Source organism: Microcoleus sp. PH2017_24_DOB_U_A (assembly GCF_020738205.1).
Lineage (GTDB): Bacteria > Cyanobacteriota > Cyanobacteriia > Cyanobacteriales > Microcoleaceae > Microcoleus.
The window spans coordinates 1-12,017 of sequence record NZ_JAEQCT010000109.1; the positions used below are offsets into that span (position 1 = coordinate 1).

A 12,017-nucleotide genomic window follows, 5' to 3' on the forward strand; every position below is an offset into this window, starting at 1 on the left:
TTGCTCGGGTAATGTTTTCCTCGCCAATGTTTTCAGGGCTTGTTGAGTCAACCGCACTTCTTTAACCAAATACAGATGTTTAACGATTGACGACAGAGCCACAGGCTGGAAAGTACCTGTAGGTGTCATCACCCTGAAAACGTAGTTGTAACTGAGGCTGGCTATCTCTTCACCTTTAGGTACTGGTTGTCCTGTTATGTCCGGTGATTGGTGGATAGCCCTTTACTCTCACATTCAAGGTACGTAGTTGCGCTTCAGCGCTCTTTCTTGATATATAGGAAAAGAGCGCTGAAGCGCAACTACGTACCTAAAGCAGCGTCAGCACCCGATCGAATGACCAATGACCAATTAAGCAATTTTCACTTTCCTCAACAGACAATTTACCAAAAGTTTGCTCGCATCCCCAGCCGAGAGCGCCTTGCTAAAATAATGACCCTGAATTTCGTGACAGTGGAGCGATCGCAAACAATCCAACTGCTCTTTAGTTTCTACTCCCTCAGCCACCACGCTCAAGTTCAAATCTCGCCCCAGAGTTGCTACAGCATTTGCGATCGCCCGTTCGCACGGATCAGTCGTCAGTTCGCTGACAAAAGATTTGTCTATTTTCAAGATATTCAACGGAAACTTTTTGAGATAATTTAGAGAACAATAACCCGTACCGAAATCGTCCAGCGCAATCTGCACTCCCATAGCCTGCAACTCCCTCAAAACTTTTGTGGTATAATCCACATCTTGCATAGCTGTAGTCTCGGTGATTTCTAACTCCAAATACTTCGGTGCTAAACCAGTTCTTTCCAAACAATTCGCCACCATTTGCACTAAATTAAATTGCTGAAACTGCCGCGCCGAAAAGTTAACCGCTACCCGCAAATCTGGTTGCAAAGCATCCTGCCAAGCTTTATTTTGAGTGCAGGCAGTTTGCAGCACCCATTCGCCAATAGGGACAATTAATCCGTTCTCTTCGGCGATCGGAATAAATGTCGCCGGAGAAACTAAACCTAATTCTGGATGTTTCCAGCGCAGCAGGGCTTCCATACCCTGGATTTTCCAAGTAGTGATGTTGACTTTTGGCTGGTAAAAAATCTCAAATTCTCCCTGTTCTAGAGCCTCGTGCAACCTGTTTTCTATATTTAGCAACTGGCTGCCTTCGGGATTAAGTGTTGCAGTGTATAATTGATAATTATTTCTTCCCCTTTCCTTAGCGCGGTACAAAGCGGCATCGGCATTTTTGACTAAAGTTTCGGCATCTTCACCGTCGTTGGGATAAAGGGCAATGCCGATGCTGCTACTGATGTGAAACGCCTGTTGTTCTAGTTTAAATGCTGGTTTTAAATTGTCGAGTATTCTTTGAGCTGTTTTAATCGCATCTTCTAAGCAATTGATTTCGGGAAGCAGTACAGTAAATTCATCGCCTCCCCAGCGGGCTACCGTATCCGTCGATCGCAAAGTGTCGCTGATGCGTCCGGCAAAACCCTCTAACAGGCGATCGCCCGCAGCGTGACCTAGTGTATCATTAATCTTTTTGAACCTGTCCAAGTCTAAAAACATCACAGCGAGCATTTTTTCATTTTTTTTAGCTTGTTTTAATGAAGCCAACAGGCGATCGTTAAACAGTATCCGGTTCGGTAAACCTGTGAGTTGGTCATAAACAGCTTGATAGCGAATAATTTCTTCAGCTTGCCTGCGCTGAGTGATATCCATCATAGTGCCAATCGCCCGCACTGCTTCACCGCTAGCATTCCGGATAATGTAACCGCGATCGAGCACAAAAACATATCCCCCATCTGCGCGGCGAAAGCTGTATTCCTCCGACCAACATTGAGCGTCTGAGTTCATTGTTTCGTTGAAGCTAGACTTCACTCTTTCCCGTTCTTCGGCATGAACATTCAGCCACCATGATTCTAAATCTATCGTCTGAGTTTCGTTGAGTTTGTATCCAAAAACTTTTTCAAACTCTTCGCTCAACCAATACTCATTTCTTGACACATTAAAATCCCAAACTGCATCATTTGTTGCCCGCGTCAGCAGGTGAAAGCGTTCTTCACTTTTGCGGAGTTTTTCTTCAGATTGCCAGCGTTCCGTTACATCCCGAAAGCTGAACACTCGACCAGTAATTTTGCCTCCAGTATGCTGCGGTAGCGAGTAGCGTTCGACAATTCTGCCATCTTGAAACTCGATGACATCGAAACTTTCTGCTGCGGGGATATCGGACAATTCTTTAGCACGGTTGAGAAAGATTTCCGGGTATCTTAACTGGCTGATTCCGAACCCCAAAATTTGGTTGCTATCTCTCGAATCTAGCAGAAAATCTGGCAACTGCCACATTTGAGCAAACTTGCGGTTAAAGCTGACAACTTTTCCGCTACCATCCACCGCCAGAATTCCGTCAGCAGTAGATTCAATGGTTGCTTGAAGCAAAGAAAGAGATGTTTCTAGTTCTAACTCTGCTAATTTGCGATGGCTAATGTCAAAAGCAGTGACTAATATTGACGCTTTTCTCTCAAATTTGATAATATCAACAGTGGCTTCAATCCAGCGAGTTTCTCCAGTTTTCGTGATAATTCTCACTTCATATTTTGAGCCTGCACTGTCTCGCGGCTGGCGGGATTTACCCCATTGTTTAACTGTCGATCGAAAATCTGGATGAATAAAATCGTATAAATCCAATCCTAGCAATTCTTCGCGAGTATATCCAGTTAAAGCTTCTGTCTGAGAATTGACATAGCGCAACTGTCGGCGCTGATAGATAAATGCAGCAGCATTAACAGTTTCTACCAGTTGCCGAAACTTTTTTTCACTGCGCCGCAAATCTCTTTCAGCCCGCTTGCTATCGGTAATATCTTGTGCTACATACAACTTGCCGCTCACTTCACCTTTGCCGTCGCGAATAGTTGAAATTGAAAGCAGTACAATTATTTTTTTACCCTGTTTGGAAAGGTAGACTTTTTCGACGTTGCGGACAGAACCTTGGGCTGTTAATGTTGCTGATTCTAATCCGGCTGCCGGTGATTCAGTTTGTTTGAAAAGTCCAGCTATTTGTTTGCCTAACAACTCTTTTTTAGAGTATCCTAAAAGTTGACAGGTAGCTTGGTTAGACGACAGGATATGACCGCCGGGAGTTGTAGCAACGATCGAGACGCTCATTTCCTCGCAAATATCGAGGGCGTATTCCGCAGTTTGCTGCAAATCTTGGGTCATTTTGGCAATAGTATCCCCGATATCTTGTTCTTTTTTTTGACGCAACACTTTTTTTGCTTCTGGTAGCTTTTCTTTCTCTGTTTCAGAGTGAGATTTCCCGCTCGTCTTAGATAAGATAGTTGCTGTGTTCGTCCTGATTAATAACGAGATTACTATAGAAATAAAAGCCAAAAAAGAACAGATTGTTTCCCGACCAAAACTACGTTTATTTTCGGAATTTTGCGGAGAATGTATAAAGTTGTCGCTTGGTAAATGTACAGCTTCTCTTTGGGATAAATTATCTACAAATAAGTCGGCGGCTGCCGAAGTAGTGGGGCGAGATGACGCTCCCAAAGAGCTAAGTTTCTCAGGCTCCAGCAAAATTGCTTCCACACTGCGATTGTCGGTTATATCCCCTATACTTGCCGACAATTTTATTGAATTAATGCTACATTCCACACCAAAAATAGCAGCAGTCAAAGATACCAAAATCAATTGATACGTAATTTTCATTTGCTCCAGTTCCTGATTTTAAAAAGATGTCTTCCTGTCTCAAGAAATCTAAATACTTTGAGCATATGTTGAGGAATTACAGAAAGAATAGCACCTAAATTTATGTTGCTTTAGTAAATTGAAGAGTTCAAAAATAAGAATTTATCTTTGTAACTAATTATAATTTTAATCTTAATTTAAGATCTGTCATCGGCCATTGTGCCACAAACTATCCGCCATTATGCCTAGACATCGGCTGGGATCGCGCTAAAATTAGAAAATTCCCGCTCATAGGCGGCGGAGATTTGTTAGAAAAATAAACAATTAGCTTAAGATCGATGCAGAGATCCACGAATTGAACCAATGAGTCAGACGATCCCAGAACTCCAAACAGAAGTCCGCGCGCTGCAAGCAGAAGTTGCCACTCTGCAAGAGACGCGGGAAAAACTTTGCCTACAGCGCTCAGAGTGCCGAGTGACAGTCAGTTTTCCCAAGAATAATACTCCTGAGGCCCTTGCCGAGTTCCACCAGCAAAATGCTGCTTTTGGGGAGCAGTGGTTGCAGCAAATCCAGGAAATTGACCGAGAGACTAAAATTATTGAAAAGCAACTGGAAGCAAAACAGGCTTTACTCAATTACAAACAAGGTGAACTAGATAAATTGCTGGCGGGAGAGCACTGGAAAGAAGTAGAAAACCACGTTCAAACCGGGGAAAAGCGCCTGCAAGCACAAGCTCGCAAAATTAATCAAGCAGCAGCGCAGCTAGAGGCAGAAATCCAAGCTTTAAAAGCACTGTACGACCAACTAAATCCCAGTTACTCGGAGTGGTTTCAACAACCAACTCAAATTGTTGAGTTTTCCGCAAAAACTATTCCTTATGCTGTGGGTAGCAGCAGCGGGTTGATATTGGGAAATAAGGAGATAGAGTGGGAGAAAAAGTAGTTTTGAGTTGTGAGTTACGAATGTAAATTAGTATTTGAGTTCGTCGTGAATTTTCTGAAGCAAGTAACAGGAATTACGCAACGGCTACATTGAAACAGGTACGTAGTTGCGATGAAAGCGCTCTTTCATATATAAAAGAAAAGAGCGCTGAAGCGCAACTACGTACCTAAGAGCTAGTTATACAATACGATCTTTGAGGATAGCGCTACTAGAAAAAATGTTAAGAACTTTGAGTTTCATTTTTGGAAACAGGGTTATTTTAAAGGATGGTGTCAAGTAAAATCACAAACATAATAGCCTAAAATATAAAATAGACTTACTGATGAAACAATTGATTTCGATAGCGCTATTTATTCTGGTTGCGGTGGCAGTTGTGGGTTGGGGCTCTGACTCGTTGCAGCCGAAAACGGCTGTACCGGAAGTTTCGATCGATCGCACTATCCACACTTTCCAAAGCCAGTCTCCTGCTGAAAAAAATGCAGTCAGTCAGCCGCAAGTTGACTCGTCCCGGTTGTGGAAACACGTCGAAACTTTAGCAGGGGAACGCGAGGGAGAACGAGCTCGCTCTTTTACGAGAGACTACATTTCCCAACAACTGAAAACCTTCGGTTTTTCACCAAAATTGCAGGAGTTCGATCGCGGAATCAACGTTTTCGCCGAGAGAAAAGGTACTGACTCAAACGCTGGTGCAATTTTAATTGCAGCACACTACGATACTGTACCACAATCTCCTGGGGCTGACGACAATGCAACAGGAGTTGCGGCAGTTTTAGAAGTAGCAAGATTGCTGGGTTCTCGTCCTACGCCTCGGACATTGCAAGTGGCATTTTTTGACCGGGAAGAAATCGGACTTTTAGGTAGTTTAGCATTCGCGGGTAGCCCGGCGCGGTTAAAAAATTTGCAGGGTGCGATCGTCCTGGATATGATCGGTTATGCCTGCCGCACGGCTGGATGTCAGCGATATCCCGAAGGATTGAAACCGCAACCTTTTCTAGATGCAGCGGGGGTGACTTCTCCCGATAAGGGCGAGTTTATTGCTGTGATTGGGGATGCGGAACATCCGCTGCTGTTGGGTACTTTTGCGGAGTCGCCACAAGCTGATTTACCACCGGTGATGACGTTGCCGGTTCCTCTGAAAGGGCTGCTGACTCCCGATGTTTTGCGTAGTGACCACGCGCCTTTCTGGTATAAAGGAGTTGGTGCTGTGTTGGTGACGGATACTGCAAATTTGCGATCGCCCCACTACCACCAGTCTACCGATACACTCGCAAATATCGATCGACCTTTTTTCATCGGTTCTGCTCAAATTGTGGTTAATGCTACTGCTAAATTATTGGAAATTCGGTAATGGGTAATGGGTAATGGGTAATGGGTAATGGGTAATTGGTAATTGGTAATTGGTAATTGGTAATTGGTAATGGGTAATGGGTAATTGGTAATTGGTAATGGGTAATTGGTAATTGGTAATGGGTAATTGGTAATTGGTAATTGGTAATTGATAATTGGTAATTGGTAATTATGTAAGGTGTTCTTTCCTTCTTCCTTCTTCCCTCTTCCTTCTTCCTTCTTCCTTCTTCCTTCTTCCTTACAAGAAATGACTAACAAAGACAATCTGCGACAGCATTTACTGCAACTAGACAATCGAAGCTACAAAGCGTACAAAGACATTCAAGGTAGATATGATTTTTCAGAATTCACATTAATAATTGATTATGTCCAGGGAGATCCCTTTGCATCTCCCAGTAAATTTAGAGTCAAAGTTCCGCCAAACATTGCTCGAATTCCCCGCGAACTTTTCCAATCTCGCAGTCGAGAAATAGCCCTGCGAGATTACCTAACTCGCCAGTTTGACAAAGCAGCATATAGCATCAGCAGCAAGCGCGGCAGCGGTAAAAGCGGTACGATCGCAGTGACTCGCTTCAGACAAGAAGTTTTAGAACGAACTTCGGCATTTATCCTAGACTCAACTGCATCAGATCTGGGAGATTTAGGGGGGGTTGAAATCCGATTTTCCGTCGGACTTCCGGCGGGCGGGCGCAGTATTTTAGGGCGACAAGCTGCTGAAATGCTGTGCGAAGATATCCCGCGAATTGTCAGCCAATCTCTGAAATATTCTAGCTTAAATGCTGCGGAATGTCGCCTTCATGTTGAAACGGTAGAAGATGCTGATTGGCTGCGGCAGCAGTTAGCTGAAAACGGATTAGTTGCGTTTGTTGCTGACGGTTCTATTTTACCCCGCCGCAGCGGTGTTGACAACCGTCCTCTGTTAAATGATGCTGTGGCTTTTGTGTCGCCGTCGTCGTTAAAGGTTGAGTTTAATTGTCCGAATCGCGGTTTGATTTCCGGTATGGGAATTCCCGCTGGGATTAGTTTGATTGTGGGCGGTGGCTATCACGGCAAATCAACTTTACTCAGGGCGATTGAGTTGGGAGTTTATAACCGAATTCCGGGTGATGGTAGGGAATTTGTGGTGACAAGTCCGGCGGCGGTGAAAATTCGGGCGGAAGATGGCAGAAGTGTGGCGTCGGTGGATATTTCTCCTTTTATCAATCATTTGCCGCAAGGTAGAGATACTGTACAATTTTCTACTGCAAATGCGAGCGGCAGTACGTCGCAAGCTGCTAATATTATTGAGGCTTTGGAAGTTGGGAGAAGGAAGAAGGAAGAAGGAAGAAGGAAGAAGGAAGAGGGAAGAAGGAAGAGGGAAGAATCTCAATCTTTTGCGACAGGGATGCAAGCCGCCTCTTGTGAAGGGGATTTAGTACCTGTTTTGTTGGTGGATGAGGATACGGCGGCGACTAATTTTATGATTCGCGATCGCAGAATGCAGGCCCTGATTGCTAAGGATAAGGAACCGATTACGCCGTTTATCGATAAAGTGAAACAGTTGTACGCAGATTATGGCGTATCGACGATTTTAGTCATGGGCGGAAGCGGCGATTATTTTGATGTGGCGGATACTGTGATTTCCATGGATAATTTTGCAGCATATAATGTGACGGAAAAAGCTAAAGAAATAGCAAGTATTTACTCGACCAGTCGCGCTGCTGAAGGGGGAGAAAGTTTTGGTGATATTACTCACAGAGTCCCGGTTCCTGCTAGTTTAGATCCGAGTCGGGGACGGCGAGATGTGCGGGTGAAGGTGCGGGATGTGGATGAATTGGCTTTCGGAACTGAGGAGATTGATTTGGGCGCTGTCGAGCAAATTGTGGACAGGGGACAGTTGCGGGCGATCGCCTCGGCAATGATTTATGCAAAGGGTCACTACATAGACGGGAAGCGCACTTTGTCGGAAATTATCGATTTGGTGATGGCAGATATTGACGCGCAGGGGATGGATATTTTATCCTCTTTTCCTGAGGGAGATTTTGCTATGTTTCGCCGCTTTGAATTGGCGGCGGCTATTAATCGGCTGCGAAGTTTGTCGGTTGTCAGTTGACAGTTGTCAGTTGTCAGTTGTGTGCATTTGAGTTTGCCAAATACGTGTGTAGGGGCGAAGCATGACCGCAGAAAATATGAGATTATCACTAATAACTTATATGCGGTCATGCTTCGCCCTCTTCAAAACCCAGATGCGCCCTGTCAGTTGACGGTTGACAAAATGAAGAGGAAAGAATGAATAGGGAATAGGGAATAAGTAATATAGATGTAACGCGCGCGGAAGACGATAGTATAGACATTTTGCATTAGTTCGCAAATAAATAAGTGGATTGTTGCCTTACTTTTGATATGCTGACAAAAGTGAATGCAAAAAAGGCGATTTAAATATGATAGGTAATATAGGACAACCGACTGCTGTCAGCGATCGCCCTTATTTAGTATTAACGAGTCAAGATCAAAGCATACAGTTAGAGTTAAAACAGCCGCAGCACGTACTGGGGCGCGATCGCACTCGTGCTGATTTGGTTGTTCCCGAACCCTGGCGGGCAGTTTCCGGGGTTCACGCTGTGTTGCGCCAAATTGGCCAAAATTACTGGATTTACGACGGTGACGGCCAGCAGCCGAGCACTAATGGCTTATTTGTCGATCGCACTCGCATCACTCCCAACGACGGTTATTGTCTCAAAAACGGTACAGAAATTAAAATCGGTCTCGATCCCAAAAATCAAGTTTTGGTGACTTATTTTAATCCCCTGGCGAGTCAAATCTTTCCCCCCAGCAAACAGTCAATTCCCCTCAGCAATCGATCGGTTTTGTTGGGCCGCGATCCAAATGCTTCGCTACAATTAGATGCGCCACTGGTTTCGAGGCGACACGCGACAATTGACGCTGACAGTCGCGGCAATTATATTTTACGCGATCACAGTGTTAATGGCGTTTTTGTCAACGGCCAGCGCATCACGAATTCTGTACAGTTGGCCGAGGGAGATGCGATTCGGATCGGCCCGTTTACTCTAACTTACCGCAATCATACGTTAGAGGTGCAAGACCGAGGCAGTCAAATTCGCCTGGATGCTGACAGTCTGGTGATTCCCAAGCGCTTGGATCGTATCACTTTGGCGATCGAACCTGGGCAGTTTGTGGCTTTAGTCGGCGGTAGCGGCGCGGGTAAATCTACTTTAATGCGGACGCTTTTAGGCATCGAGAAAACTACTCAAGGCGCTGTGTTTCTCAACGGCGACAACCTGCGCCAAAACTTCAATATTTATCGCAATCAAATTGGTTACGTGCCTCAAGATGATATTATTCACGCAGATTTGACAGTAGAAGAAGTGTTGAGTTATGCCGCTAAATTACGCTTACCTCCCGATACAGATGTTAAGGAAGTAGTCACCAAAACTTTAGAAGATATTGAAATGACTCACCGCCGCACTGCTGTTGTCAAAGAACTTAGCGGCGGACAGCGCAAACGGGTTAGCATCGGAGTTGAACTGTTAGCAGATCCGAAACTTTTCTTTTTGGACGAACCGACTTCTGGGCTCGATCCGGGTTTGGACAAGAAGATGATGCAACTGTTGCGAAAGTTGGCAAGTCAAGGCCGGACGGTGATTCTGGTGACTCACGCGACGGCAAATATCACGATGTGCGATCGCATTGTGTTTATGGGCCGCGGCGGACGGCTTTGTTACTTCGGCCCGCCCACGGAAGCCCTGGATTTTTTCGATGTCAAAACAGGGGATTTTGCCGACATTTACAACGAATTAGAAACGTCAGAAACTAACGTTCAAAGCTGGGCGGAAAAGTTCCAGAAATCTCCCTACTATCAGCGCTATATTGTTAACCACTTCAGCACCGCCAACGCTAGTGGAAAAACGCCCGCTGCACCTCCCAAGCCCAAATCTCTATCTTTTATCAAACAACTTGTTTTGCTATCTCAGCGCTATTTTCAACTAATTTCCCGCGACTTAGTTAACTTAAGTTTAGCTCTTTTGACTGCGCCGATCGGGATTAGTTTGCTGCGGCTTGCCGTCAGGGATAAAGACCCGTTAATTGGCGCGCCGGAGCCAACTTTAGCACCTTTAGCGATGCGAGTTTTGTTTGTGTTTACCTGCGCGGCTATTTGGGTGGGTCTGGCAACTTCCCTGCAAGAAATTGTCAAGGAATCTGCTATTTATCTGCGGGAACGTTTGGTAAATTTAGGATTGTTTGCTTATTTGGGCTCAAAGTTTTTTATCCTTTCGGGGTTAGCAGTATTGCAAACGCTGTTGATGGTAGGAGTGATTCTGATTGCTTTCAAATCCCCCGAACCGAGTTTGATTTCCTGGCCGGTGGGAGCAGCTATTACCACTTTTCTAACTTTAATGAGCTGCATCAGTCTCGGATTGCTGGTTTCGGCGATCGTCAAAAATGGCTCTCAAGCTAACAGTGCTTTACCTCTAATATTGCTACCTCAGATTATTTTCTCGGGAGTTTTGTTTAGGATGGAAGGTGTGGCGAGCAAGTTTTCTTGGTTGATGTTAAGTCGTTGGTCTGTGGGCGCTTACGGCTCTTTAGTTAATGTAAACGCGATGGTTCCCGCGCCTACGACTTTGCCGGACGGGAGTACACTTCCTCAGCCGTTTGAGCCTACTCCTGTTTACGATCCGACGTGGCACAATCTGAGTTTAAATTGGGGGATTTTGTGCGTGCATATTTTCGTATATTTGATGTTGACTCTGTGGTTGCAGAAACGGAAAGATATTTTATAGCAGTTGACAGTTGACAGTTAAAAAGTTAATAACGTAGGGTGCGTCACCATGAATCATCTGCTCGAAAAAGTGAAAAATCTCACAGCGACGCACCTTTCACAGTTGACAGTTGACACTTGACAGTTTAAACCAAGAAGGGCTAAAGCCCAACAACGTACCTCATCTTTGTGAGAACCGCTATACAATTAGAAATCTGCACTTAGTTAATGCCAAAAATTTGAGGATTAAATGTTAGTTAAAACCAACGCCTTAGTAGAAATTCCTGCATCACCGGAAGTAGTCTTTGATTTTGTGGCATCACTATCGAATGTGCCAAAATCATTTCGCGGATTTGGTTTAATTCCAGCAATTATTAAAGCTGAAATGGCTGATGGTGGAGAAATGCGTGAAGGCGGTGTGCGTCAGATAAAACATTCCGATGGATCGGTGATTGATGAAGAAATAATTACTTTTAAAAAGCCAGAAAGACAAACTTACCGATTGGTTAGAGGGTTTAAGTTTCCGATTTCTCTACTGATTGAGTCTGGTGGCGGAGATTGGAAGTTTACTACTACAGAAAAGGGGACTCGGATTGATTGGGAGTTTTACTTTATGCTGACTTCTCCGGTATTTTATCCGGTTGGGTTGTTGTTGGTTCAGGTTTTTATGCAAAAAGCTATGCAGCAGTGTTTAGACAATATTCAACAATCTTTGGCTAACCAAAGCGAAGGGATTGTATGAATTATTGGCTGATGAAGTCGGAACCGGATGTTTATAGTATTGCGGACTTGCGGCGTGACAAATTTTCGATTTGGGATGGCGTTCGTAACTATCAAGCGCGCAATTTTATGCGGCAAATGAGTTTGGGTGATTTAGTATTTTTTTACCATTCTAATACTAAAATTCCGGGCATTGTTGGGTTGGCGCGCGTGGTTGAAACTGGGATTGCTGACCCGACTCAGTTTGATGTGAATAGCGAGTATTATGATGCTAAATCGCAGCTTGATGCGCCTCGGTGGCAGACTGTGAAAGTTGAGTTTGTTGAAGAGTTTACTAAGTTAATATCTTTGGATGAACTGAAAGCAAAGTTTACTGCTGATGAGATTTTGGTGGTGAGGAAAGGTAATCGCTTGTCGGTGATGCCGGTGTCTGAAAGTGCGGCGCAGAAGATTTTTAAGGTGAGGTAGGAGAAAGGTGTTGATATTTGTCACAGGCAAGATGCCTGTGCCACAAAAAATCTTGTGGGGTGGGCTTCTAGCCCGCCCCTAATATTTGTCACAGGCAAGATGCCTGTGCCAC

8 protein-coding genes are annotated in these 12,017 nt (G+C 44.6%); 6 read left to right on the top strand and 2 right to left on the bottom strand.

The genetic code is table 11. The annotated features are described in order from the left end of the window. Nucleotides 1-348 precede the first annotated feature (348 nt). Complete coding sequence (locus JGK07_RS26770) at nucleotides 349-3,690, bottom strand: EAL domain-containing protein (protein WP_293193142.1); 3,342 nt, start codon at nucleotides 3,688-3,690, stop codon at nucleotides 349-351. Nucleotides 3,691-4,032: 342 nt separating this feature from the next. On the opposite strand from JGK07_RS26770, the gene JGK07_RS26775 reads away from it, so the two are divergent. After that, the gene (locus JGK07_RS26775) at nucleotides 4,033-4,611 is read left to right on the top strand and encodes a hypothetical protein (protein ID WP_293186728.1); all 579 of its coding nucleotides are present in this window, start codon (nucleotides 4,033-4,035) and stop codon (nucleotides 4,609-4,611) included. Nucleotides 4,612-4,933: 322 nt separating this feature from the next. Beyond that, a complete protein-coding gene (locus JGK07_RS26780; RefSeq protein ID WP_293186729.1) occupies nucleotides 4,934-5,959 on the top strand; it encodes a M20/M25/M40 family metallo-hydrolase in 1,026 nt (341 codons plus the stop codon). Here JGK07_RS26780 and JGK07_RS26785 read toward each other — a convergent pair. Further along, nucleotides 5,914-6,216: a hypothetical protein gene (locus JGK07_RS26785; RefSeq protein WP_293226521.1), complete on the bottom strand. Its 303-nt coding sequence runs from the start codon at nucleotides 6,214-6,216 to the stop codon at nucleotides 5,914-5,916. The two genes, JGK07_RS26780 and JGK07_RS26785, sit on opposite strands and share 46 nt — an antisense overlap. Between JGK07_RS26785 and JGK07_RS26790 the strand changes: the two genes are divergently transcribed. The 4 genes from JGK07_RS26790 to JGK07_RS26805 all read left to right on the top strand — a co-directional run bounded on the left by JGK07_RS26790 (nucleotide 6,206) and on the right by JGK07_RS26805 (nucleotide 11,905). Next, entirely contained in the window at nucleotides 6,206-8,050 is a 1,845-nt protein-coding gene (locus tag JGK07_RS26790) for an ABC-ATPase domain-containing protein (RefSeq protein WP_293193139.1), read from the top strand. The two genes, JGK07_RS26785 and JGK07_RS26790, sit on opposite strands and share 11 nt — an antisense overlap. A gap of 328 nt (nucleotides 8,051-8,378) precedes the next feature. Continuing rightward, nucleotides 8,379-10,739 (top strand): FHA domain-containing protein, encoded by a 2,361-nt coding sequence (locus JGK07_RS26795; protein WP_293226523.1) that lies wholly within the window; start codon nucleotides 8,379-8,381, stop codon nucleotides 10,737-10,739. 228 nt (nucleotides 10,740-10,967) lie between these two features. Next, nucleotides 10,968-11,459: an SRPBCC family protein gene (locus JGK07_RS26800; protein ID WP_293193136.1), complete on the top strand. Its 492-nt coding sequence runs from the start codon at nucleotides 10,968-10,970 to the stop codon at nucleotides 11,457-11,459. Beyond that, nucleotides 11,456-11,905 carry an EVE domain-containing protein gene (locus JGK07_RS26805; RefSeq protein ID WP_293186734.1) on the top strand — a complete coding sequence of 150 codons (450 nt, stop codon included), beginning with the start codon at nucleotides 11,456-11,458 and terminating at the stop codon, nucleotides 11,903-11,905. The genes JGK07_RS26800 and JGK07_RS26805 overlap by 4 nt, the downstream gene beginning before the upstream one ends. Nucleotides 11,906-12,017: the final 112 nt, after the last annotated feature.

Excerpts from the sequence above, each read along its gene's own strand:
- JGK07_RS26800 (WP_293193136.1), top strand. The coding sequence starts at position 10,968 with ATGTTAGTTAAAACCAACGCCTTAGTAGAAATTCCTGCATCACCGGAA.
- JGK07_RS26775 (WP_293186728.1), top strand. The coding sequence starts at position 4,033 with ATGAGTCAGACGATCCCAGAACTCCAAACAGAAGTCCGCGCGCTGCAA.
- JGK07_RS26795 (WP_293226523.1), top strand. The coding sequence starts at position 8,379 with ATGATAGGTAATATAGGACAACCGACTGCTGTCAGCGATCGCCCTTAT.
- JGK07_RS26780 (WP_293186729.1), top strand. The coding sequence starts at position 4,934 with ATGAAACAATTGATTTCGATAGCGCTATTTATTCTGGTTGCGGTGGCA.
- JGK07_RS26770 (WP_293193142.1), bottom strand. The coding sequence starts at position 3,690 with ATGAAAATTACGTATCAATTGATTTTGGTATCTTTGACTGCTGCTATT.
- JGK07_RS26805 (WP_293186734.1), top strand. The coding sequence starts at position 11,456 with ATGAATTATTGGCTGATGAAGTCGGAACCGGATGTTTATAGTATTGCG.
- JGK07_RS26790 (WP_293193139.1), top strand. The coding sequence starts at position 6,206 with ATGACTAACAAAGACAATCTGCGACAGCATTTACTGCAACTAGACAAT.